Here is a 21,952-nt window from a genome sequence, read left to right as displayed (position 1 = left end):
ATCAGCGCGACATTTGCAGCTTGAGACCTTTGAGATCACCTTGAGCAAGGCCGTTGAAGCCATTGCGGGTCGCTTCCATCCCCGCGAACGGATCACGGCCATACGCTCCCTGGGCTCCGGCAACGTCAACGACACCTTTCTGGTGACCCACCAGGGCCATCGCCCCAGTGGACCAGCAGGCTCCTTCGTGCTTCAGAGACTGAACACCCGGGTGTTTGAACGCCCCGAACTGGTGATGCGCAACCTGGTGGCCCTGGGGGACCACGTTCAGCGTCGTCTGGCCTCCCCGCCAGAGGAACTCCGTGGCCGCCGCTGGGAAGTGCCCCAGGTGGTGCGCTGCCGGCAGGACGGGCACTGGGTGGAGCAGGACGGAGAGTTCTGGCGCTCGATCACCTACATCGGTGCCGCCACCACCACGGATGTGATTCTCAACCGCGACCATGCCCGTGAAGTGGGCTACGGGCTGGGCATGTTCCACAGCCTGATAAGTGACCTTCCCACGGAAGATTTGGCCGACACGCTCGAGAACTTTCACGTCACCCCGGCATACCTGAACCGTTACGACAGCGTCAGCAAATCGTGCTCCTCACTGGACGATGCTGCCCAATCCGCCTGTGCCTTCATCGAGGCACGACGGCAGGGCATTGACGTGCTGGAAGCCGCCCTGCAGCGCGGTGAACTGAAACAGCGACCCATCCACGGCGACCCCAAGATCAACAACGTGATGATCGATGATGCCAGCGGTCACGCCGTTGGACTGATCGATCTTGACACCGTGAAGCCTGGATTGGTTCACTACGACATCGGCGATTGCCTGCGCTCTTGCTGCAACAAGGCCGGCGAAGAAACCGACGATCTCAACACGGTGGTCTTCGACCTTGAACTATGTGAAGCGATCCTCGATGGCTACCTCTCCGTGGCTCGCCAGTTCCTCAGCGACTGGGATCTGAACTACCTTCCGGACTGCATTCGCCTGATCCCCTTGGAACTCGGCCTGCGCTTTCTGACGGATCATCTGGAAGGGGACCTCTACTTCCGCACAGAACGTCACGGTCACAACCTGCAGAGAGCTGCCGTGCAATTCCGCCTCACCGAATCGGTGGAACAGCAGTTGCCCGAGATCAAGGCCATGGTGCGTCGCCTGGCGGGTCGCTGAGATGGCACGCCTCGCCGTGATGCTGCTTCAGGCCTCCCGTCTGGTGCCGTTTGAGCGTTCTGTCCCCCATGGACTCCAGGTGAGCGGTGAACTGATCTGGAATCGAGACGGTCAGCTGGAGCTCAGCTTCGGTGTACTGGCTGCCGCGGTCTCCAGCCTTAGTGAGCTCGTGGTGCCGGACGGTCTGATTGATGGTCCTCAGGTGGCTGGGCAGCGCCGAGATGAGCTCTGGACCACCACCTGCTTCGAGGCATTTCTCGCCATTCCGGATCAACCGGGCTACTGGGAGATCAACCTGGCGCCCAACGGGGACTGGGCCTCGTACCGCTTCGAGGGCTACCGCTCGGGCCAGTCTCAACAGCCCCTCGACAGCGCACCCGAGATCACCCTGCGCCGCTGGCACCATCAGCTTCGTCTTGATGCCCGGCTGGATCTGTCCAGCTGGTGGCCGAATGAATGCTGCCCGGAGCTGTCCCTCACCACCGTGCTGGATCGAGGGGCCAACGGCATCAGCCACTGGGCCCTGCGCCACGGCGACAGTCGGGCTGACTTCCACGACCGCAGCACCTTTCTGCAGGCCTGAACAGAACCGGTAGCTTCGGCCAAGAGGCACAGCTCCGCCATGGGACGTCGTTCCGTCCTGATCACCGCTGCACTGGTCGCTGTGGCATCACCCATCACCCTCGCCTTGGTCCTTCAGGGCAGCGGCACGAGCGACAACCGATCGGGGCTGTCCGCCGTTGCGGCCGTTCAACGGCGCTATCCAAGCGTTCCCGCCCAGCCCAAGGCAGCCGCCGACCTCCTGGAATCAGTGGAAGCAGCGTTGCGAGACCCTTCCACGGCCAAGGCTGATCTGCCGGATCTGGGGCATCAGCAACAGGTGATCTACCGGGTGCTCTCCAAGGACGCCGTTCGCTCGACGGAGGTGGTGGCCGCACTGCCATTGCGATGGCGGAGCGTGGCCGAACGGCACCTGGCGGCACGCCGGGAATTCCTGCGCATGAGCCGCGGTCGGGGCCCCTCCACCCTGCCGGCCTGGCGCATCATTCCGCCGGAGCCTGCCGAGCAGCTGATCAGCTACTACAAGAAGGCCGAGGCCTCAACCGGCATCGAATGGGAGGTGCTGGCGGCGGTGAACCTGGTGGAAACCGGCATGGGGCGCATCGATGGCGTGTCCGTTGCCAATGCCCAGGGCCCGATGCAGTTTCTGCCCACCACCTGGACGGAGCCCGGCATCGGCGCCGGTGATATTAGTGATCCCCACGACGCCATCCAGGCTGCCGCGCGTTATCTGGTCCGCCGAGGAGGACTCAAGAACATCCGACGTGGTCTCTGGGGGTACAACAACAGTGACTACTACGGACGCGCCGTTCTTCTGTATGCCTCGCTGATGAAGGACGACCCCCGGGCCTACACCGGTTTGTATCACTGGGAAATTCATTTCAATGCCGATGCCGGCGATCTCTGGTTGCCCGTCGGCTACAACCAGCAACGCCCGATCGCGGTGAAGGACTACCTGCTCAGGCACCCTGAAAGTCGTCCACCGGCATCCTGAAGCCTTCCCACTACGCTGCAGGAATCCGTCAAACGAAGCAGGGCGTGGCGCAGGAACTCTCCCACCGCGGTGAAGAGCTGAAAGGTCTTGGTTGGAACGGGCCAGATGTGGCTCGGTATGTCGAACTCTGGGAATACCGCCAGCGCTGGGGGGCGATGAACCTGGAGCGGGAGGATCGGCTGTTTCTGCGCAAGGCGGAAAACGCCCTGCCTGCGATCCTGTCTGGACGGGCAGCAGCCAAGAAGCCGATCAAAGACAAGACCTATTACCGCTGGCTGCGCTTCCACCTGGAGGCCATGCAGCAGGCGGAAGCCGAGATGGGTCTGGCCGAAGGAGAGACCGGTGCCTGGCCAGTAATGCTGGAGGCAGAGCTCAGAATCCTGGATCATTACCAACCGGTCCTGGGGTTACCCGACACGTTGAAAGCCAAAGCTCTGGCTCCGATTCGCGAAACACTGGCCAGCCAGGTGGCGGCATTGGGCAACGTTCAAGCCTTTCATTTCGAGGCACCTCTGAATGCCCTCAAGGAGAAGGAGAACAACCGCTGGAAACACCTGCGCGATGGGGATGGCAGCGACCGCACCTATCCCATTCTCAGCGCCGAGGGTCGAGGAGGATTCCGAGCCGAAGCCCACAACGCCATTCACTCTCTGATCCGCAGCACCTTCCCCTCACTGGCGGAAACCGACAAACCTGAGCTGTCCCACGACGAAAAGCACGACTAGAACAGAGGTTCAGCCGCTCACTTCCGGCCCGATGTCTCAGCGTTTCGAAACCCTCCAGCTGCATGCCGGCCAGTCTCCAGACTCGGCCACCAATGCCAGAGCGGTGCCGATTTATCAGACCAGCTCCTACGTCTTCAACGACGCCGAGCACGGCGCCAACCTGTTTGGACTGAAGGAATTCGGCAACATCTACACCCGTCTGATGAACCCGACGACGGATGTGTTCGAGAAGCGGGTGGCGGCCCTGGAAGGGGGTGTGGCCGCGCTGGCCACAGCCTCCGGTCAGTCGGCTCAGTTCCTGGCGATCACGAATTGCATGCAGGCAGGGGATAACTTTGTGTCCACGTCGTTCCTTTACGGCGGCACCTACAACCAGTTCAAAGTGCAATTCCCCCGGCTGGGCATCGACGTGCGCTTCGCTGATGGCGACGACGTGGAGAGCTTTGCTGCGCAGATCGACGACAAAACCAAAGGCCTCTACGTCGAAGCGATGGGCAATCCACGCTTCAACATCCCCGATTTCGAGGGCCTCTCAGCCCTGGCTAAAGAGCGCGGCATCCCATTGATCGTGGACAACACCTTGGGAGCTTGCGGTGCCCTGATGCGTCCGATCGATCATGGCGCGGATGTGGTGGTGGAAAGCGCCACCAAGTGGATTGGCGGCCATGGCACCAGCCTCGGTGGCGTGATCGTTGATGCCGGCACATTTAACTGGGGCAATGGCAAATTCCCGCTGCTGAGCCAACCCAGTGCGGCTTATCACGGCCTTGTGCACTGGGATGCCTTCGGCTTCGGCAGCGACGTCTGCAAGATGCTGGGAGTGCCGGACAACCGCAACGTCGCCTTTGCCCTGCGAGCCCGGGTCGAGGGTCTACGGGACTGGGGTCCGGCGGTTAGTCCCTTCAATAGCTTCCTGCTGCTGCAAGGTCTAGAAACCCTCAGCCTGCGGGTGGAGCGCCACACGGAGAACGCCATGGCGCTGGCCACCTGGCTAGCAACGCACCCCAATGTGGAGCATGTGAGCTACCCAGGCCTGAGCAGCGATCCGTATCACGCAGCTGCCAAGAAATACCTGACGGGCCGGGGCATGGGATGCATGCTGATGTTCTCGCTCAAGGGCGGTTACGACGATGCAGTCCGTTTCATCAACAGCCTTCAACTGGCCAGTCACCTCGCCAATGTGGGGGATGCCAAAACCCTGGTGATCCATCCGGCATCAACAACCCACCAGCAGCTCAGTGAAGACGAACAGGCATCGGCGGGCGTGACACCCACCATGGTCCGCGTCTCCGTGGGACTTGAGCACATCGACGACATCAAAGCCGACTTTGAACAGGCCCTTGCCTGATTGACGACGACGACCAGCCCATGGCACTGATCCTTCCCCGCGATTACCACAAGATCGGTGCCGTGGAGCGCAACAGGATCTCCTGGATCGAACCCGCTCAGGCGGAACTCCAGGACATCCGGCCCCTGCGGATCGGCATTCTCAACATCATGCCCCTGGGCAAGCAGTACGAATTCAACCTGCTGCACCCCCTGGGTCTGTCCGTCCTCCAGATCGAACCGGTGTGGATCCGGCTCGCCTCCCATGCCTACAAAAGCTGGGACCAGGAGCACCTCAAGGATCTGTACGTCAGTTGGGAGGAAGCCCTTCACCAAGGACCACTGGACGGATTGATCATCACGGGCGCACCGGTGGAACACCTGCCCTTCGAGCAGGTCAACTACTGGCAGGAACTGGTGGAACTGATCGAGGAGGCCCGCCATAGCTGCGCCAGCACTTTGGGACTGTGCTGGGCCGGCTTTGCACTCGCTTATCTGGCCGGTGTGGACAAGATTCCGTTCGAACGAAAGTTGTTCGGCATCTACCCGTTGCGCAGCCTTATTCCTGGACATTCATTGATGGGGACCCAGGACGACCGATTTCTCTGTCCGCAGAGCCGCCACGCCGGGTTGCCCGACAGCGCCATGGAGTCAGCCCAGCGCCAGGGTCGACTGAGGCTGCTGGCCTATGGAGAAGACGTCGGCTACACGATCTTTGAAACACCGGATCAGCGCCAGCTGATGCACCTCGGCCATCCGGAATACAACGTGGGACGGATCCTCGGTGAAATGGAACGGGATCGGGCCCGCGGTGATGTGCCGCCGCCGGAGAACTTCGATGCCGACCAACCCCAGACCTCCTGGCGATCCCATCGCAACCTGCTGTTCCAGCAGTGGCTGTGGTTCTGCTATCAGCGGGTGAGCTTGACCGCCTGAGTTTCAGATTCCGGAGCAAGGGTCCGCTCGGGTGCTGACCGGCGATTGAGCTCCCGTTCCAAGGCGGCGATCCGCCGCTCCCGCAGACAGTGCCTGCAGCCTCCCAGGGTCTGCAGATGTTTCTCAGGGGTGATCGTGATCTCCTGAACCGGATGGTGCGTACAGCGGATCTTCACTGGGCTCTTGAAGCTTCTCCAGCGGATCTGGCTGTAATCAAACTGATCCCCGAAGCGCTGCCGAGCACGCTTGAGAAATTCGTCCTGAGTGATGCGGGCTCCCATACCCAGGAATGTATGGGAAGGATCCCGATCATCTGCGGTCCCTTCATGGGACGTCACCCTTCCGAAAAGCCGAAACTGTTGAGCTGCTGCATCAGTTCAGGAACGATCAGTTCCGCCAGCTGACGACTCGTGTCGCTGCTGGGGTGCACCGCATCAACAAATGAAGGGGCTTGAACCCTGTCCCATGCCGCTTTCAGATTCAGAACCGCAACAGAACCATCATCAGCAAAGTGGCGTTCAAGCTTTCGTTGAACCTTGGCGCCGATGCCATCCAAGATCTCGACGAGGCGATCGGACGTTGCGGAATCAAGCTTCTCCGCCGTCGACTGAACCTCAGGAGTTACAGACACCGGGAAAGCTCCAGCCACCACCACCTCATCCACCAGACCGGTCAAACGATCAACCCCACGCCGAAGATAACGAACGATCCGCTTGGCATTGCTACAGATGAGTTGGCGATCATCACGGCGATGTTCCGTATTGAGCACTGCGGCGAACGCCGAGCCGTCCTCCAGCTGATCGAGAAGGTCATTGGCCCCAGCAGAGATCAGCACATCCACGTCGCTCAGTGACTGATAAAAAGCAGCATGTCGACGAACGGCCCGCACCTGTCGCTTGAACCCGATGCGGACATTGCCCGCTTCCTCCTCAAGACTGGGCCCACTCCCGGATTGCGCTCCCCCATGGGCGTAGTTGTGCAACCGAGCTGACTGGGGGCGGGGATGATCCGGCAGAGGGAACAACTGAACATCCTGGGGATCACCCCCCATGGCAATTGCAATCTGCTCCCCGAGCACCAGATCATCCGAAGCCCGCGACACATTGCCGGCATCCATCAGGCTTGCGCCAAGGATTAACAACGTTGATGTCATGGGAGACGACGTCTTACAGATCCAATCTGAATCAACAACCCTGCCTTGGACCCTCCATCGCAGCTGGCTGCCGCCGCTCACAGCCATCGATTGGTCCTCAACCTTGATGAGAAGGGTTCACTGGCAGCAACCGATCGTTCAGGTCTATGGCCGCCACCATCCGGTGCCGCGTCTGACGATGTTTCTGGCAGAACAGGACGTGTCCTATCGCTACAGCGGGACCCGGCACTGCGGAGCAGGCTGGCCCAACTGGTTCCTGCCCATGCTGAACCAGGTCAACACAGCCTGCGGCTGTCGATTCAATGGCTGCCTGCTCAACCTTTACCGCCATGGGGAAGACCGGATGGGGTGGCATGCCGATGACGAAGCGGAGATCGACCAGAGCCAACCGATCGCCTCTCTGTCTCTGGGATCGAACCGGGACTTCCAGTTGCGCCATCGCCATCAACGGCAGCACCGTCACACCCTTGAGCTGACAAGCGGTGATCTGCTGATCATGCACCCCGGATGTCAACGGGATTGGCTGCATGGCGTGCCCCAGCGCAGGCGCATCAAGACACCAAGAATCAACCTCACCTTTCGCTGTTTTCAACCACGCTGAGCAACAGCCAGCTCCAAGAACGATTCACAAACGACAACGAATCATGCCACTTAACCTCAAAAACTTTTCACCAATCAAGCAACAAGCACTCCTTAACTGATTAGCAATTCCAGATAATTTTGCGCTTGGCGCAAGTTCACAATCAAACAACGTGGTTGATGCGATATCCCAGAACCGTCAAGGCTGTAATCAACAACACAAGTCCCAACGAACCGACAAGATCCACCTGCTGCACCTCAATTCCCCGGTCGCTACCCCGCCAATGTAACGACGGTTGCCAGACCGTCACAAGGCCTAGGCACGAACAGATCTCCACCTCTTCATAAAACGTATTAGCACCATGACGGATATTTCCAAGCAACCCTCTGAATGAACATGAAGCCGTCCATTCACCCACCACTTGGCATCAGCAACGACAGTGCCGTCCCCCAAAGCGAAGCCGTGATCAACGACAAAACAGTGCTCCAGAACACAAGGCCAGCTGCGCGCTCCTGATCAACACCAACAGACTCGGCGATTAATAACAGTGAGATGGCCGTTGGGGCGGCGCCCTGCAAGGTGATGGCTTGAATCATCAAAGGATTCAGTGGCAACACGAACCCCAAAAGAAGCAGCAGTCCTGGATACAAGCCAAGCTTGACCACCAGCGCCTGCACCAATCCCAGGCGCGTCGGCGACAACGACACGGCATCGCGCGAAAGGCTCCCCAGCCGCATGCCCACCACCACAAGGGCCACAACGATCACCGCCCGTGAAGGCCACCACAGTGCCTCGGCGACGACGGAGCTCCAAGGGGTCCATTGGACCAGTAACGCTCCCAATAAGCCACGGGTTGCGGGACTGCTGCTGAGATTGATGAACCAATGACTCCACAGGGGCGACCGGCCCAAGGGCGCCGCACCGATGAACATCGGACCAAGGCTCCAGGTCAGCAACGTTGCGCCGAGGTCGTAGCCAATACTGATCGGCAGGGCCTCGCTCGGCAGAAAAGCCAGGGCCAGTGGAATCCCCACATAAGCGGTGTTGCCAATGCAACTGCCAAGCCGCAGAGAAGATCGCTGCAGACCGTTGAAACCCGGCAGACGATGGGCCAGGAGCAGCACAAGCGCGATAGCGAGCACGGCCAGGACAGCGGCCACGACCATCTCGCCACCGAGCCCACCTCTCAACAGCAGACCCATCACGCTGATGGGCACGCCGAACCGCACCAGCGGCATAGCGAGACGCCCGGACAGGGTTGGATAACGACGTCCGCCCCAGAAACCGAGCAGGAGTGCGGGGAGCAACTCCAGCAAAAAACGCAGCACGGGCTTCCACTGCCAGCCCTGAAGCTAGACAGCGGCCACCCATGTGCCATGGCTTTCATCTGTCTAGCGGTTGTGCCGTGCTGCGTCAGGAGCTTCGAGAACGCTGTGAGCAGCTGATGCTGCTGCTTGCCGACCAGGTCCAGAACCTCCCCCTCGGCAATGAGAGATGGATGAGTACCGAACGGGAACTGGTGGCAGCCGAGCGTGCCCTGGCGCGACTTCCCCTTGTGGATGGCTGAGGCTGACCAGGAACGCGAGCGCCCCCCAGTTCATCGCATCATTCGCAGCGACGGGCAACAGGACGGGCTGACCGGGCAGTCCTTCAGCAGTTACGACATGGCCTACGAGCAGTTGGAGCGCTACTACGGCGACCTCTGCTGCTCCGATGACGATCGAATCGAGTACGTCATCGTTGAACTGGATTCAGATCCTGGCCCTGGACGGGGAGCCTGAAGCGAGACATCAGACCATCTGACTGAGAAAGCGGCGGCTGCGTTCCTCCCGAGCCCCCGAGAAAAACGTCACTGGATCCGACGTCTCCACCACCTGGCCCTGATCCATGAACATCACGCGATCGGCCACTTCGCGGGCGAAGCCGATCTCATGGGTCACCACCACCATGGTCATCCCACCGCGAGCCAGCTGACGCATGGCATCCAGCACCTCCTTGACCCGTTCCGGATCCAAGGCACTGGTGGGTTCATCAAAGAGCATCACCTCAGGATCCAGGGCGAGGGCCCGGGCGATCGCCACACGTTGCTGCTGGCCGCCACTGAGCTGTGCCGGGTACTTCTCTGCCTGCTCCTGAATCCCCATTTGCTCCAGTAACTCCAGCGCCCGCTGCTCCACCTCCGCCTTCGGACGTTTCTGCACCTTCACCGGCGCGAGGGAGATGTTCTCAAGGATGGAGAGATGGGGGAACAGGTTGAACTGCTGAAACACCATTCCCACCCGACGGCGGATCGCCCGCACCTGAGGATCAGCATGGGTGGAATCCAGACGCACCCCAAGAACATCGAGGGCGCCACCATCCAGCCTCTCAAGTCCGTTGAAGGTGCGGATCAGGGTGCTCTTTCCCGATCCGGAAGGACCCATCACCACCAGCACCTCACCGCTGCTCACCTCCAGACTCACCCGATCCAGAGCCCTCACCCCAGCGATGTAGCTCTTCACCAGGTCGGTGGCGCGGATGGCAACAGTCATCGGTTGAATCGAACGGGGTCGAGCTGGACTTCCAGGTGGCGGGCCAGCAGAGCCATCGCCGTGCACGCCAGCCAGTAAACAGCAGCCAACCAGAGATACACCTCCAAATAGCGGCCGATGAAGGCCGGATTGGCCAGCAGACTGCGGCTGATTCCCAGCAGCTCCACCAGGCCGAGAATCGCCATCAAGCTGGTGTTCTGCAGCAGCCCAACCGCCTGATTGGTGAGCGATGGCAGAGCAACACGCAGCGCCTGGGGCAGCACCACCAACTGCAGCGTCTGCAACGGAGACAGACCGAGCACTGAAGCAGCCTCCCGCTGGGTGGGGGGAATCGCCTGCAACCCGCCCCTCACGTCCTCGGCGATGTAAGCCGCTGCGAACAGGGCAAAAGCCAGCACCGCTCGGAGCACACGGTTGATCTCCAACCCTGGCGGCAGGAACAACGGAATCAGCAGTTGCCCGAAAAACAGCACCGCGATCAGCGGCACGGCTCGCATCAACTCGATATAAACCGTGCTGCTCCAGCGCAGCACCGGCAGATCACTGCGGCGGCCGAGGGCCAGCAACACCCCCAATGGCAGCGCCAGCAAGCCGCTCCCCGCTGTCAGCAACAGGGTGAGGGTGAGTCCGCCCCAGTGGCGTGTTCCAACGGGCAGAAGACCCAGCCCCCCCGCCAGTAACCACAATCCCAGCGGCGCCATGGCAATCCAGAGCGGGGGCAACGCACGGCGCCAGCCCGCCCCCCTTGGCGCCGTCAGCGTCAACACCACCAGCACCACGCAGGTTGAGATCCAGAGCAGGGGCCGCCAACGCTGATCCGAGGGGTAACTGCCCACGGCAAAGAGCGGCAGGTTGGCGCTCACCACGGACCAGTCGGCCCCATGCAGGAGCCAATGCACCACAACCCAACCGCCCCAGCTAAGCAGCGCCAACATCAGCAGCGTGATCAGACGATCCAGCCAGCGGGTCATCAGCGGCTCCTCCGAACACGACTCAGCACCGCACCGTTGAGCGCCGCCATACCGCCGCTGATCAGCAGATTGAGCAGCAGAAAGCTGAGCAACAGCAACAAAAATCCTTCGATGGCACGTCCCGTCTGAGTGATCGTGGTGTCGCTGACGGCATAAAGATCCGCATAGCCAACGGCGATGGCAAGAGTGCTGTTCTTGGCCAGGTTGAGGTATTGACTGGTAAGTGCCGGCAGGATGGCCGGCAACGCCTGGGGCAGCACGATCCGCCGCAGGCCAAGGCCCTCATTCAGCCCGAGGCTGCGGAAAGCCTCCCATTGCCCCCGGGGCACGGCGTTGATGCCGCCGCGGACGATTTCAGCAATGGACGCCCCGGTGAACACCGTCAGTCCGGTGAGAACAGCGCAGAACTCCACACTCAGATTCAGCCCCAACAGTTGGATGCCCTGATTGGACAACTGAATCAAGCCGCCCACAGGCATCGACGGCAGGCCGAGGAAGGCCACGAAATACCAGAACAACAGCTGCAGCAGCAACGGGACCTGGCGGATCAGGGCGACATAGGTGCCCGCAAGACTGCGCAGCAGGCGGTTTCCGCTGTTGCGGGCCGCACCGGCCGCGACACCGAGAAGCGTGGCCAGCACCAGACCCGCAAGGATCACCTTGAGGCTGTTCAGCCAACCGATGGTCAACGCCCAGAGATACGAGTCGGAGGGTGCGTAGGGGAGCGCTGTTTCCGCCAGAGCGAACCCCGCTGGACGACTGAGCCAACCGAAACCGAGACCAAGTCCCGTGCGGATCAGGTTCACGGTGAGGTTGTTGATCAGCAGAGCGATCAGGGCCAGCAACAGCAGAGCCAAGCCCAGCTGCAGCAGCAGACGATGACGGCGCATCAGGTGAATGGGGGCGCGATCATCAAACCGCCATCCTCGGCGAGGCGGTTGGCGCCACGGGGTATTGCCACCGGGCTCTCCGGCCCGAGGTGGCGGTCGTAGATCTCGCCGTAGTTGCCGGTGGCCCGGATGGCCTGAACGACGAAATCATCAGGAAGTCCGAGCTTGCGGCCCAGACCGCCATCAACGCCCAGGAATCTCCGCATGGCCGCCTGGGATGGATCCGCCTCAGCGGCACGCAGTTGACGATCGAGATTGGCTTGGGTGATTCCACGCTCCTCCGCCTCGATCAAGGCATACACAACCCAGGTCATGGCATCAACCAAGCGCTGATCACCGCCGACCACCGCCGGAGCCAGAGGCTCTTTGCTGAGACGGTCTTCAAGAATCACATGGCCTTCCGGCTCAATGAACCCGGAGCGGGCTGCGGCCAATTGCGAGCGGTCTGAGGTCATGGCCTGACAGCGTCCCTGCAGGTAGCCGCCCACCACCTGATTGAGATCCTGGTACTTGATCGGGGTGTAAGGGATCCCCTTGGAGGCAAAGGCGTCGTTGAGGTTCTGCTCGGTTGTGGTGCCCGACCCCACACAAATCGCTTGACCGCTCAGATCAGCAAGGCTCGTCACACCGCTGTTGACGGGCACGATCAAGCCCTGGCCGTCATGGAACACCACAGGAGCGAAACCAAGGCCATTGCCACCCTCCGCATCACGGCTGAGAGTATGGGTGGTGTTGCGGGACAGCAGATCAATCTCGCCGGAGCGCAGTGCAGTGAATCGCTCTGGCGCCGTCAGCGGTCGGTATTGAACCTTGTCGGCATCGCCGAGGAAGGCAGCAGCCATGGCTCGACAGATGTCGACATCAAGCCCGGTGTAGGTGCCCTTCGGCGTAAGGAAACTGAAGCCAGGAATCTTGCCGCTCACACCACAGAGAAGCTCATCCCTCTGCTTCACCAGATCCAACCGAGAACGACCGGCCTCGTCCAGGGAGGCACATCCGCCCAGCAGCCCAGCCACAACAGTGATGGCTCCGATCAAGATACGACGACTGGATCGGATCATCAGCTTTAGTACGGATCGGGAGGGATTGTCCCAGATTCATGGCCCCAGCAGGGCAACGCCTTGAACGTCCACGGGCATTTAGGGCCGCTCATGCACCCGCTGGTCGTTGGATGGGACGACCACAATCGAGCGGCTTAGAACAACAAATCGGAACTGAGCGTGAGCGCCACCCATGTCTCAGGCATGGGCGGACTCCTTACCTCCGATCCGCTCAAACAGATCCAGGCTTTCGTCGTTCAGGCCTTCCACGGAGACCTCGGATCCCCCCAGGCGGAATTTACGCATCACCTGATCGAGCGCCGCCACGCCGCTCTGATCCCAGATGTGGGCTGAGGAGAGATCGATCACAATTCTCTCGGGATGATCGTGCAGATCAAATCCCTGCAGGAAATAGACCTTGCTGACGAAGAACAACTGACCGACAACCCGGTAACGGCGCTCCTGATCGCTCACATCGATCGCTTCCACCTGGATCACCTTGGCCACCTTGCGGCTGAACAGAATTCCCGCGAGGGCCACACCGGCCAACACCCCCAACGCCAGGTTGTGGGGCGTGGTGAGCATGGTGACAGCGAAGGTCATCAGCATCACCGAGGTGTCGCTCTTGGGGATGCGGCGCAGGTTGCGCAGGCCGTTGATGTCTGCCGTGCTCACGGCGATGCTGATCATCACCGCCACCAGGGCTGCCATCGGGATCTGCTTCAGCCAGGGGCCGGCAAGCAGGATCATCGCCAGAAGGCTAACGCCGGAGAACAGGGTTGAGAGACGCGTACGGCCGCCGTTGTCCACATTCATCACCGATTGACCCACCAGGGCACAGCCCGCCATGCCTCCGAACAACGACGCCACGATGTTGGCGATGCCCTGTCCACGGGCCTCCACGTTTTTGTTGGTGGTGGTGTCGGTCTTGTCGTCAAGGATGTCCTGAGTCAGGAAGGTCTCCATCAGACCCACCAGGGAAATGGCCAAGGCTGTGGGGAGCACCAGGCCCAGGGTGTCGAGGTTGAAGGGAACACCACCCGCGCCGAAGGGAACCGCGAAGGTGGGCAATCCATCCGGCAGCGTTCCAAGACTGCTGACGCTGGGAATGTCCAGGTTGAAGCCGATGCTGATGACCGTGAGCACAACAATGGCCACCAGCTGGGACGGCACCAGCCGGGTAAGCCTCGGCAGGCCATAAATGATCACCAGACCCAGCAGCACCAGACCCCAGACGATTGGAATCTGACCACCGTGGGGCAACAGACCACCAGCGTGGCCATCACCGCCGGCATGCAGATCCAGGCCCAGCTGAGGCAATTGCGCCTGGAAGATCAGCAGCGCCAGGGCATTGACGAAGCCGCTGAGCACGCCCTGGGGCACGAACCGCATCTGATACGCCAGCCGGAGGTAGCCCCAGAGGATCTGCAGCAGGCCGGTGACCAGACCCGCCACCATCAGATACTGCACCCCGAGCCCGGCACCCCGGGCTTCACCGGCTGCGACCAGTCCCGTCATCAGCAGGGCCGTTGAACCGGTGGCGGAGGTGATCATCGCCATGCGACCACCCACCACGGCAATGGTGAGTGACAGACAGAAGGCCCCGAACAGGCCGACCTTCGGGTCCACCCCGGCGATGCCGGAGAAGGCGATCGCCTCCGGGATCATCGCGAAGGCCACCACCAGGCCCGAAAGCAAATCCTTGCTGGGGTTGGCGAACCATTGATTCACCAGAGCTGGACTGGAACGCTGGGCCATCACCGGACGCCAAAGCCAGAAGGGACCGTAAATTAGAGCCCTGGCAAGGTGCCGTCTGGATCCCGACGTGCCTTGAGTTGACGCAGTCCAGGCAACCAGGGTCCGAAAGCCAATTCCAACTCCCGCTGATGAAAGGGCAGATGGTCATGCAACTGCGCCAGATGCACACCTGGGCAGAGCGGCTCCAGCACGGACCACAGCTCGCATAACCACCGGAGGCTGCGCTGACGGGCCTCTGCATCTCCGGCAGGCCAGACCGCTGTGATCCATGGCTTCCAAACCGCATCACGATGCACAAATGACGTGGCTTCAGTAGGCACTGCAGCGGTGGCATCTCCCAGCTGCTGGCTGGACAGGCTGCAGCCGCCATGGGGGCAGCGATGCATCAGCGCCCGCAGCTCCGGCAGCAAACGGCGCCAACACTCGCCATGGGCCGGTCCGAGCAGACCCACCACCTCGCCATGCAGGCGGGATTCACCTGAGGGCGGGGGCGTCAGGGGCGGCAGTTGGTGCAGTCCATCAATCCGCTGCCAACCGGGCTGTTCATAGCCAGACACCTGCAGCCGCCGGAGGCTGCCATCAGCACTCCAGCTCCATTGAAGGGTGGTGCTGGGGTCGGAGCACTCCGCAGCGACAAGCCAATCCGGCAGCTGATCGGGCGATCCCGTCGACGCTTTGATCCAGAGGGGGCGAAGGGGCTGGGTGGCGAGCACCACCTCACGCACCACCGCCAAAAACGGTGCCGCTCCACAGAGGCCACGCCACTCCGCCGAGGCCTGATCGTGATCACGGCGCAGCAGGAAGGGTTCACCACTGCCCCAGACCCCTGCAATCGCCTGAAGCTGGTCCACCGCCAGGCCCTGCTCACGACTCAAGGGCCCCATCCCCCCCGTCAGCACATAGCCGACACCCGGCCAGCCGGACAGCCCTGCGCTCACGGTGCGCCCGAGGGGATGCAGCTGCTCCAGCACCTGCCCCATCCGGCATCCACCCCCGATGCGCACCGTCTGATCTGCAGCATTCCAGGTGATCCCCGTCATGGTGCGACGCAGATCCAACGTCCACTGGCCTTCCGCCGCAGCCCTGGAGCTGGTGCCGCCACTGCAGACCCGTAATGGCCTTGGACCACTCCAACCGGCAATCAAGCTCGGCAGATCCTCCGCAGTTGGCTGCAACAGGCCCTGTGCCTCGGCATCCGCTGCCTGGGGGTTGAACAGGGAAGGTGGGAGCTGATCCATTCCGCTGCAACCGTAGGATCAGTTCACACCGAACAGTGGCACGCCCCCTTGGCCGAATCCTCGAACGACCAACTCGGCGTCCTGATCTGCGGCCATGGCAGTCGCAACCGGCTGGCCGTAGAGGAGTTCGCCCAGATGGTGGAAGCCCTGCGGCCAAAGCTGGCGCCGATGACGGTGGAGCATGGCTATCTGGAATTTGCCCGCCCGATCCTGCGGGATGGCCTGGAGTCTCTGCGTCAGCAGGGGGTGACACGAGTGCTTGCCATCCCTGCGATGTTGTTTGCGGCTGGGCACGCCAAGAACGACATCCCCTCTGTGCTCAACACGTTCACCGCAGAAACGGGCCTGCCGATTGATTACGGCCGCGAACTGGGGGTGGACCGTCTGATGGTTGCAGCGGCAGGAGCGCGTGTTCGCGAATGCCTGGAAAGCAACCCTTCTCCGGTGCCGCTGGCGGAGACGCTGCTGGTGGTGGTGGGACGCGGCTCGTCGGATCCCGATGCCAATTCAAATGTGGCCAAGGTCACCCGGATGCTGGTGGAGGGCTTTGGCTTCGGCTGGGGTGAGACGGTCTACTCAGGCGTGACCTTCCCCCTGGTTGAACCGGGCCTTCGGCAACTGGTGAAGCTGGGATTCCACCGCATCGTGGTGGTTCCTTACTTCCTGTTCTCAGGTGTTCTGGTGAGCCGCATCCGTCAGCACACCGAGCGGGTGGCGGCGGATCATCCCGAGGTTGACTTCCTCTCCGCCGGCTATCTCGGGCAACACCCGCTGGTGGTGGACACCTTCAAGGAACGGGTGGAGGAGGTGCTGCGCGGCGACACCGCCATGAATTGCTCCCTCTGCAAATACCGGGCCCAGGTGCTGGGCTTCGAGCAGGACGTTGGCCGAGCCCAGGAAAGCCACCATCACCACGTGGAGGGGCTGGCGGAGAGCTGCACGCTCTGCGAGCGGGAATGCACGGGGGCCTGCCAACCGGATGGTGTTCCCATCCCCCATCAGCACCATCACGATCACGCTGGTGAGCATCACCATCACCCCCCCTACCCCCATGCCGACCACCCCATGGGTCCCAGAACCCTCGGATCAAAAGATTTCCCACCGAAGCCTTAAGAGATCAGCGGTGTTTTCCGTGACACCGACAACCGGTCTCGTCAGCGACATCCTGGACATTGCTGAGATCAGTTTTTCTGATCGGTGAGAATCGAAATCTGGCTTCACCAATTTCTCCACAGCATCAGCACCTTTTTCCACAGCCCCCATCCGCGGAGGGCCGAGCCGCCTGAGGGCTGTGGACTTCGCGGCACCGACAGGATCCGGTTGACAGAGCGCATACCGCCGGTAAGCGGGCTGGTCCCACGACGGAGACGTCCTGCTAAACCCTGATCAGAACAGCAGTCTCATGCCGTCTCAGAGGTTTTTACAAGATTGTCAAAGGCTTTGACGCAACCCTGTCTGATGTGGCTTTCTTGGGGATGTCAAAGAGCGATTGACAGGCTGAATGGATCGGAATTATCTGGAGCGATGCCACGAAATGGGCGTTGCGGAGAAATCTGCTGAGGCTGCAGCGTCCTACGTGAGTATGGAGGCGGAGATCCCAGAAGTGCTGTACCGCGGCATGAAGGACTTCATCGGCGAACACCCTCATTGGGATCAATATCGGGTGATGAGTTCAGCGCTGGCCCACTTTCTGTTTCAGAACGGCTGTGAAGATCGTGCGGTCACCGAGCGCTACCTCAACGATCTGTTCAGCCGCCGCGACCCCTGAGTGCCTCCAGGCAGGCGCGTTGCGTGATCGCCATCATCGTGAGGGTCGGGCTCTGCCAGGCAGACGTCGGCCAGCAGGCTCCATCCACCACCAGCACATTGGACGCTGCCCAGAGCCGGTTGAACACATCGACCACGCCCTGAGATGGATCAGCGCCCATCGCAGCACCACCCACTTCATGGATGTAATAGCCCGGCGGAGAGGCGCCATCGGATAGGGCAACAGCCCCTTGCAACAGCGGTTCGATCAAGGGCAATCGAAACAGGTCTTTCAGGGGGAGAGCCTCACCACCAGCCGCTTTGATGCAGATCCCCATCTGACGTCGCATGTGCGCCACCATCGCTGTTTCATTGGCGCTCCACTGGCAGTCGATGTGGGGCACGGCCACACCCCAGCGATCCACCGCACCGCTGAGGCTGACCCGATTGCTGGCCTGCGGGATCACCTCCCCGTGACCGATCAGAAAGCCCGTGACGGTGCTTGAGCGGCGCCGCAGCACCGCCGGTGGATCAAAGCGACCGATCCCTCCCCACAAGCCATAACCGCCACGAAACTTGGCTCCCTCAAGCCGGCGACCGAACGGAAGAAAGAAGCTGCCGGCGCCGGTGAGGGGGGGCTGAGGCGAGTCCGACTGCTCTGGCATGCAGAAGAACTGGCTGGTGGAGACGTGATCCATCAGCCGCGTGCCAAGACGTTCGGAAGGGTCCTTCAGGCCCTGCTCCTGAGAGCGCAGCAGAATGGCCAGGGTCTGGATGGTGGAGGCGCACAGCACCACCAGATCGGCAACGACAATTCGACGGTTGCCGTTGGCCTGATCAACGACAACCGCACCCGTCGCCCGGTCACTGCCCTTCTCAAGCAACAGATGCTCCAGCAGATGCCCGGAGAGCAGCTGAACCCGTCCTGTCGCCATCGCCTGAGGCAGCGTGCTGCCGCGGCTGCTGGAGCGCGGCCAGGGGCCATCCTGGTCCGGTCGATGCGGGCCAAAGCCGCGTGAGTGAATCACCGGCAGCGCCAGTTGGTCGCGCATCGCATCAGCGAAACGCTGTTCAGCTGCCGTGAACGGCAACGGCTCCTGGGTCTCACCATCGGGTAACTGCGGCAGACCGTCACGTCCACCGTGGACCCCCAGCATCCTCTCCAGCGCGGCGTAGTCCCGCTCAAGATCGGCGGCACGAATCGGCCACGTGGTCACCCCATCTGGAGCCTCGATACCAATAAAATCCTCATCCGAGAGGCGCAGGGTGATGCCACCCCAGGTGAGGCTGCGCCCACCCACCTGAAGGCCTCGGGTCCAGAGGAACGGCCGGTCAGGCGGATGGCTGTAGGGGTGCAGCCGTTCGTCGGCATACAGCCTGGGATTGGCTTTCCAATAGCCGGGATGCTGGGCCTGGAGTTGATGGCTGCCGCTGCTGAGCCCCGCCAGCCGTCGCATCGCATTGGCGGGTTCCGACCCCAGTGCTGCCTTCGGCGTCAGATCCGGTCCCGCATCGATCAACAGGACCCGAGCACCACCGTCAGCCAAGGTCAGGGCAGCAACGCCACCGCAGGCCCCAGAGCCGACGACGATGGCATCCCAGGATCCATTGATTGGCTCGCTCTGGCTTGCTGTGGACACGCGCACGGACAAAAAAAAGATCCCCGATGGAGGGATCTCAAATTCAATCAGAATTGGTGGCGGGGGGGAGATTTGAACTCCCGACCTTCGGGTTATGAGCCCGACGAGCTACCAGACTGCTCTACCCCGCGGAGCACCTAAAAATCATACAGGTCGGTGTCGCCCGACACAGAAAGACTTCAGCTTTGCTGAAACTTCAAGGCCCCCTGCACCTCCAGGCTGACGCCTGGGTTGACGATCAGGACCTGATCCTCGAGTTCTTCGAGCCCAAGCGGTGTCAACCACTCCAGCTGCCCCAGAAGATGAAGGGCGACGGCCTGTTTGGCACGACGGGAGCCATCTTCCACCTTGATGGCAACCCCGAGCCCCTCCCCGACGCGGCTCAGACACTGGACCCCCTCAGCTCCACCTTTGGACAGCACCTGGCCGTGGCTGCGGCGCATCAGCTCCGTATCGAATCGACCGTCCCCTGCAACCAGATCCGGATGGGCCAGCATCGCCCGGCTGATCTGCTCCAGTTCCGCATGGCGTGACGCACCCAGATGGGCGTAGAGCAAAGCCATCTGGGCCAGCTGCAGCCTCAGCGTTGGGGCGCCACAGTCATCCCTCGCTGCCACCAACTCCTCGGCAGGCAAACCCAGCAGCTCGGCCACACGTCGGTTGATCTCCACCTGAAGGGGGTGATCGCTCTGCAGATAGCTGTCCAAGGGCCAAGCCATCTTCCGACTGGTGGCCAGAAACGCCGCATGCTTCCCAGAGCAGTTGTGCTGAAGCGGACTCTCCGACCCCAACGGCACGGGGCACTGCAGATGGCTCGCCTCCAATTCGGCCTTCCAGAGCAACTTGAAGGCTTCCCGGGCATGGCCGTGACTACCCGAATGGGACGCACAGCTGATGGCCAGACCACGTTCACCCGCATCCATCGCTGCCGCAGCACCACTGCTGAGAAATGGCAGCGCCTGGAAGGGTTTCAGAGCCGATCGAATGAAGGTCTGCAAGCCGGCCTCGCCTGCCGACATCAGCACACGGCCGCGGCCATCACAAACCACCGCATGCACCCGATGAACCGATTCGGCGATGCAGCCCCGCTTTAAGGTGACCTCCAATGGCGCCGTACCGGAGCGGGAGGTGCCGCTGAATCCCGAGGAAAGGGTCATTCCCGTGGCAGGGGGTAGTTCAGAGAGCCTGACAGAGGCTCGCACCCCCCAGCATCAGTCCAGCAGCCATGGCCATGGCCCGACCCAACCGGCTCAGAATTGGACGGACCTCGTGACGCGCCACCAGAAGATCACGAGTCCGCCACGACAGGGGCTTTTCCCAGGTCTGGCCGTCATACCAACCGGATTCCTCGTAATCAACGCTTTCAGACAGGAGCCTATGCATAACGTAGGTCCAGCCCAACCACTGGCGCACCAGCAGCAACAAGGGGAGGACTAAAGCGGCGACGGCTCCTGCCACGACGAGTCGGGGAGGGTCCGCTTTCAGGGTCAAGCTGCCACTGGCAACCAGTGTGCAGAGCGGCAGCATCAACATCCAGCTGATCAGCAGACTGCGCTTCAGGGACGACACCTCTCCCGTTGGCCAGGAGAAAAACCAGGACTCGGAGAGCTGCTGAAATTCCTCCAGCGGTCTCTGCTCCGGAGGTACGGGGCAGGAGACGAGCTCGTCCATGCCGTTCAGCTCACTGTGGGTGACGGTAGGAAGGCGCGGGTCTCCCCGTGGCTCCAGAAGGCTTCAAGGTCGTAGTAGCCCCGCTCATCGGGCATCAGCACATGGACGATCAGCTCGCCGTAATCAAGCAACGCCCAGCGGCCTTCCTGCACACCTTCTTTGCGCAAAGGCAGGCGCTCCGCCTCGGTTTCTAATCGATCCTCGACGGATCGTGCGATGGCTCGCACCTGCACATCCGATTGGCCGCCGGCGATCACCATCCAATCCGCCAGGCTCGACACCTCGTCCACCCGAATCAATCGGATGTCGGATGCCTTGCGGTCATCACAGGCCTCGGCAGCAAGATCCGCCAACTGTTGACTATCCATAAACGTTCTCGCTGGTGACGGAACTACGGGAGCCTTCCTGCTGGGCCATCTCAGCACGGGCTTTGCTGGCGCTCTTGCGCAGTGCCTCCAGACGATCTTCGTAGTAACTCCTCCGCTTCTTCTTGCGGGTCTGCTCAACCAGTTCCTTCAGAGCGCCACCGAGGCTTCGGTAAGCGTTGGGCACGCTGTAGCCAAACCGGCAGGCCAGATCAATGGCGCGTTCGTCGGCGCTGATGGCGTCCTGCAGGCGTTTTTCGGAATTGTTCTTTAGATAGAGCCGATAACCGGCAAAACCAGACAACCCAAGAGCCATCATCAGCAGCAGGCCATCCTGAACCCAGAGTTCACCGATGGCGCCGCCCAGACCGATCGCCAAGGCTGCCATTTCCCAGCCGTCGCGCGGAATCGTGTCGTTCTGAATGCGACCGACTTCATGCCAGAACAGCAGGTTGCGGTGGTCCAACGCCATGGAATCCCAGGCATCAAGGTCAACTTGGATTTCCACCTCATCACGGCCGATCTCCTCGAGCGTGATCAGAGGTGGATCGACTGCTGCAGCAGTCTCCACAAACACCCAGCTCTGCATTTCCGGTGGCAGCAACCCCTTCAGGCGCTGGAGCTCACTCATCGCAACCGAAATTCTTCATAGGACAACCGTAGCGAGGCCA

The 21,952-nt window shown here is 61.5% G+C and carries 25 protein-coding genes and 1 tRNA gene; 11 read left to right on the top strand and 15 right to left on the bottom strand.

Annotation, left to right across the window (positions count from 1 at the left end; genetic code table 11):
- Nucleotides 1-13 precede the first annotated feature (13 nt).
- Genes TX72_RS04215 through TX72_RS04190 form a run of 6 tightly spaced genes read left to right on the top strand, consistent with a single transcriptional unit; the run spans nucleotide 14 to nucleotide 5,698 of the window.
- Entirely contained in the window at nucleotides 14-1,156 is a 1,143-nt protein-coding gene (locus TX72_RS04215; RefSeq protein ID WP_011127720.1) for a phosphotransferase enzyme family protein, read from the top strand.
- Between the two features lies 1 nt (nucleotide 1,157).
- Nucleotides 1,158-1,739: a DOMON-like domain-containing protein gene (locus TX72_RS04210; protein WP_011127719.1), complete on the top strand. Its 582-nt coding sequence runs from the start codon at nucleotides 1,158-1,160 to the stop codon at nucleotides 1,737-1,739.
- 39 nt (nucleotides 1,740-1,778) lie between these two features.
- Nucleotides 1,779-2,711: a lytic transglycosylase domain-containing protein gene (locus tag TX72_RS04205; protein WP_011127718.1), complete on the top strand. Its 933-nt coding sequence runs from the start codon at nucleotides 1,779-1,781 to the stop codon at nucleotides 2,709-2,711.
- Nucleotides 2,712-2,755: 44 nt separating this feature from the next.
- On the top strand, nucleotides 2,756-3,436 hold the full coding sequence (locus tag TX72_RS04200) for a hypothetical protein (RefSeq protein WP_011127717.1): 681 nt from the start codon (nucleotides 2,756-2,758) through the stop codon (nucleotides 3,434-3,436).
- 31 nt (nucleotides 3,437-3,467) lie between these two features.
- Nucleotides 3,468-4,784, top strand: a complete 1,317-nt coding sequence (locus tag TX72_RS04195; protein WP_011127716.1) for an O-acetylhomoserine aminocarboxypropyltransferase/cysteine synthase family protein — start codon at nucleotides 3,468-3,470, stop codon at nucleotides 4,782-4,784.
- Between the two features lie 20 nt (nucleotides 4,785-4,804).
- Nucleotides 4,805-5,698 (top strand): homoserine O-succinyltransferase, encoded by an 894-nt coding sequence (locus TX72_RS04190; RefSeq protein WP_011127715.1) that lies wholly within the window; start codon nucleotides 4,805-4,807, stop codon nucleotides 5,696-5,698.
- Here TX72_RS04190 and TX72_RS04185 read toward each other — a convergent pair.
- The gene (locus tag TX72_RS04185) at nucleotides 5,674-5,979 is read right to left on the bottom strand and encodes a DUF723 domain-containing protein (RefSeq protein ID WP_042503207.1); all 306 of its coding nucleotides are present in this window, start codon (nucleotides 5,977-5,979) and stop codon (nucleotides 5,674-5,676) included. The two genes, TX72_RS04190 and TX72_RS04185, sit on opposite strands and share 25 nt — an antisense overlap.
- Nucleotides 5,980-6,032: 53 nt before the next feature.
- Nucleotides 6,033-6,851: an SGNH/GDSL hydrolase family protein gene (locus tag TX72_RS04180; RefSeq protein WP_148228766.1), complete on the bottom strand. Its 819-nt coding sequence runs from the start codon at nucleotides 6,849-6,851 to the stop codon at nucleotides 6,033-6,035.
- Between TX72_RS04180 and TX72_RS04175 the strand changes: the two genes are divergently transcribed.
- Entirely contained in the window at nucleotides 6,850-7,452 is a 603-nt protein-coding gene (locus TX72_RS04175; RefSeq protein ID WP_011127712.1) for an alpha-ketoglutarate-dependent dioxygenase AlkB family protein, read from the top strand. The two genes, TX72_RS04180 and TX72_RS04175, sit on opposite strands and share 2 nt — an antisense overlap.
- Nucleotides 7,453-7,841: 389 nt before the next feature.
- On the opposite strand, the gene TX72_RS04170 is transcribed toward TX72_RS04175, so the two are convergent.
- Complete coding sequence (locus tag TX72_RS04170; RefSeq protein ID WP_011127710.1) at nucleotides 7,842-8,759, bottom strand: AEC family transporter; 918 nt, start codon at nucleotides 8,757-8,759, stop codon at nucleotides 7,842-7,844.
- Between the two features lie 77 nt (nucleotides 8,760-8,836).
- On the opposite strand from TX72_RS04170, the gene TX72_RS04165 reads away from it, so the two are divergent.
- Together TX72_RS04165 and TX72_RS04160 are read left to right on the top strand one after the other, a co-directional pair.
- Nucleotides 8,837-8,998: a hypothetical protein gene (locus TX72_RS04165; protein ID WP_225867739.1), complete on the top strand. Its 162-nt coding sequence runs from the start codon at nucleotides 8,837-8,839 to the stop codon at nucleotides 8,996-8,998.
- Nucleotides 8,991-9,212: a hypothetical protein gene (locus TX72_RS04160; protein ID WP_011127709.1), complete on the top strand. Its 222-nt coding sequence runs from the start codon at nucleotides 8,991-8,993 to the stop codon at nucleotides 9,210-9,212. Before TX72_RS04165 ends, TX72_RS04160 begins: the two co-directional genes overlap by 8 nt.
- A gap of 9 nt (nucleotides 9,213-9,221) precedes the next feature.
- On the opposite strand, the gene TX72_RS04155 is transcribed toward TX72_RS04160, so the two are convergent.
- From TX72_RS04155 to TX72_RS04130, 6 genes are all read right to left on the bottom strand, one after another.
- On the bottom strand, nucleotides 9,222-9,962 hold the full coding sequence (locus tag TX72_RS04155) for an amino acid ABC transporter ATP-binding protein (protein WP_011127708.1): 741 nt from the start codon (nucleotides 9,960-9,962) through the stop codon (nucleotides 9,222-9,224).
- A complete protein-coding gene (locus TX72_RS04150; protein WP_011127707.1) occupies nucleotides 9,959-10,933 on the bottom strand; it encodes an amino acid ABC transporter permease in 975 nt (324 codons plus the stop codon). Before TX72_RS04150 ends, TX72_RS04155 begins: the two co-directional genes overlap by 4 nt.
- Nucleotides 10,933-11,823, bottom strand: coding sequence for an ABC transporter permease subunit (locus tag TX72_RS04145; protein ID WP_011127706.1), 891 nt, complete (start codon nucleotides 11,821-11,823; stop codon nucleotides 10,933-10,935). The genes TX72_RS04150 and TX72_RS04145 overlap by 1 nt, the downstream gene beginning before the upstream one ends.
- Nucleotides 11,823-12,884 (bottom strand): amino acid ABC transporter substrate-binding protein, encoded by a 1,062-nt coding sequence (locus TX72_RS04140; RefSeq protein WP_011127705.1) that lies wholly within the window; start codon nucleotides 12,882-12,884, stop codon nucleotides 11,823-11,825. The genes TX72_RS04145 and TX72_RS04140 overlap by 1 nt, the downstream gene beginning before the upstream one ends.
- A gap of 177 nt (nucleotides 12,885-13,061) precedes the next feature.
- Nucleotides 13,062-14,621, bottom strand: coding sequence for a SulP family inorganic anion transporter (locus tag TX72_RS04135; protein ID WP_011127704.1), 1,560 nt, complete (start codon nucleotides 14,619-14,621; stop codon nucleotides 13,062-13,064).
- Between the two features lie 32 nt (nucleotides 14,622-14,653).
- Nucleotides 14,654-15,859 carry an FAD-binding oxidoreductase gene (locus TX72_RS04130; protein ID WP_011127703.1) on the bottom strand — a complete coding sequence of 402 codons (1,206 nt, stop codon included), beginning with the start codon at nucleotides 15,857-15,859 and terminating at the stop codon, nucleotides 14,654-14,656.
- 48 nt (nucleotides 15,860-15,907) lie between these two features.
- Here TX72_RS04130 and TX72_RS04125 point away from each other — a divergent pair, with 48 nt between their 5' ends.
- Both TX72_RS04125 and TX72_RS04120 read left to right on the top strand, forming a co-directional pair.
- Entirely contained in the window at nucleotides 15,908-16,972 is a 1,065-nt protein-coding gene (locus TX72_RS04125) for a sirohydrochlorin chelatase (RefSeq protein WP_011127702.1), read from the top strand.
- 388 nt (nucleotides 16,973-17,360) lie between these two features.
- Complete coding sequence (locus tag TX72_RS04120) at nucleotides 17,361-17,627, top strand: DUF2811 domain-containing protein (RefSeq protein WP_011127701.1); 267 nt, start codon at nucleotides 17,361-17,363, stop codon at nucleotides 17,625-17,627.
- Here the strand turns inward: TX72_RS04120 and TX72_RS04115 are convergent.
- The 6 genes from TX72_RS04115 to TX72_RS04090 all read right to left on the bottom strand — a co-directional run bounded on the left by TX72_RS04115 (nucleotide 17,608) and on the right by TX72_RS04090 (nucleotide 21,912).
- Entirely contained in the window at nucleotides 17,608-19,251 is a 1,644-nt protein-coding gene (locus TX72_RS04115; protein WP_011127700.1) for a GMC oxidoreductase, read from the bottom strand. The genes TX72_RS04120 and TX72_RS04115 overlap by 20 nt on opposite strands.
- A 48-nt stretch (nucleotides 19,252-19,299) precedes the next feature.
- Nucleotides 19,300-19,376, bottom strand: a tRNA-Met gene (locus TX72_RS04110).
- A gap of 48 nt (nucleotides 19,377-19,424) precedes the next feature.
- Entirely contained in the window at nucleotides 19,425-20,402 is a 978-nt protein-coding gene (locus TX72_RS04105) for an asparaginase (protein WP_011127699.1), read from the bottom strand.
- A 19-nt stretch (nucleotides 20,403-20,421) separates the two neighbouring features.
- Nucleotides 20,422-20,916, bottom strand: coding sequence for a CGLD27 family protein (locus TX72_RS04100; protein ID WP_011127698.1), 495 nt, complete (start codon nucleotides 20,914-20,916; stop codon nucleotides 20,422-20,424).
- A 5-nt stretch (nucleotides 20,917-20,921) separates the two neighbouring features.
- Complete coding sequence (gene rsfS / locus TX72_RS04095; protein ID WP_011127697.1) at nucleotides 20,922-21,284, bottom strand: ribosome silencing factor; 363 nt, start codon at nucleotides 21,282-21,284, stop codon at nucleotides 20,922-20,924.
- Entirely contained in the window at nucleotides 21,277-21,912 is a 636-nt protein-coding gene (locus TX72_RS04090; RefSeq protein WP_011127696.1) for a DUF3318 domain-containing protein, read from the bottom strand. The genes rsfS and TX72_RS04090 overlap by 8 nt, the downstream gene beginning before the upstream one ends.
- Nucleotides 21,913-21,952 lie beyond the last annotated feature (40 nt).

Source organism: Parasynechococcus marenigrum WH 8102 (genome assembly GCF_000195975.1).
GTDB classification, from domain to species: Bacteria; Cyanobacteriota; Cyanobacteriia; order PCC-6307; family Cyanobiaceae; genus Parasynechococcus; species Parasynechococcus marisnigri.
Note: the sequence above shows the minus strand (reverse complement) of the source record. Positions and strands in the feature narration are given on the sequence as shown.

Coding starts and splice junctions, on each gene's coding strand:
- TX72_RS04210 (WP_011127719.1), top strand. CDS start 1,158: ATGGCACGCCTCGCCGTGATGCTGCTTCAGGCCTCCCGTCTGGTGCCG.
- TX72_RS04205 (WP_011127718.1), top strand. CDS start 1,779: ATGGGACGTCGTTCCGTCCTGATCACCGCTGCACTGGTCGCTGTGGCA.
- TX72_RS04195 (WP_011127716.1), top strand. CDS start 3,468: ATGTCTCAGCGTTTCGAAACCCTCCAGCTGCATGCCGGCCAGTCTCCA.
- TX72_RS04190 (WP_011127715.1), top strand. CDS start 4,805: ATGGCACTGATCCTTCCCCGCGATTACCACAAGATCGGTGCCGTGGAG.
- TX72_RS04185 (WP_042503207.1), bottom strand. CDS start 5,979: ATGGGAGCCCGCATCACTCAGGACGAATTTCTCAAGCGTGCTCGGCAG.
- TX72_RS04175 (WP_011127712.1), top strand. CDS start 6,850: ATGGGAGACGACGTCTTACAGATCCAATCTGAATCAACAACCCTGCCT.
- TX72_RS04180 (WP_148228766.1), bottom strand. CDS start 6,851: ATGACATCAACGTTGTTAATCCTTGGCGCAAGCCTGATGGATGCCGGC.
- TX72_RS04160 (WP_011127709.1), top strand. CDS start 8,991: ATGGCTGAGGCTGACCAGGAACGCGAGCGCCCCCCAGTTCATCGCATC.
- TX72_RS04155 (WP_011127708.1), bottom strand. CDS start 9,962: ATGACTGTTGCCATCCGCGCCACCGACCTGGTGAAGAGCTACATCGCT.
- TX72_RS04150 (WP_011127707.1), bottom strand. CDS start 10,933: ATGACCCGCTGGCTGGATCGTCTGATCACGCTGCTGATGTTGGCGCTG.
- TX72_RS04145 (WP_011127706.1), bottom strand. CDS start 11,823: ATGCGCCGTCATCGTCTGCTGCTGCAGCTGGGCTTGGCTCTGCTGTTG.
- TX72_RS04140 (WP_011127705.1), bottom strand. CDS start 12,884: ATGATCCGATCCAGTCGTCGTATCTTGATCGGAGCCATCACTGTTGTG.
- TX72_RS04135 (WP_011127704.1), bottom strand. CDS start 14,621: ATGGCCCAGCGTTCCAGTCCAGCTCTGGTGAATCAATGGTTCGCCAAC.
- TX72_RS04130 (WP_011127703.1), bottom strand. CDS start 15,859: ATGGATCAGCTCCCACCTTCCCTGTTCAACCCCCAGGCAGCGGATGCC.
- TX72_RS04120 (WP_011127701.1), top strand. CDS start 17,361: ATGGATCGGAATTATCTGGAGCGATGCCACGAAATGGGCGTTGCGGAG.
- TX72_RS04105 (WP_011127699.1), bottom strand. CDS start 20,402: ATGACCCTTTCCTCGGGATTCAGCGGCACCTCCCGCTCCGGTACGGCG.
- TX72_RS04100 (WP_011127698.1), bottom strand. CDS start 20,916: ATGGACGAGCTCGTCTCCTGCCCCGTACCTCCGGAGCAGAGACCGCTG.
- rsfS (WP_011127697.1), bottom strand. CDS start 21,284: ATGGATAGTCAACAGTTGGCGGATCTTGCTGCCGAGGCCTGTGATGAC.
- TX72_RS04090 (WP_011127696.1), bottom strand. CDS start 21,912: ATGAGTGAGCTCCAGCGCCTGAAGGGGTTGCTGCCACCGGAAATGCAG.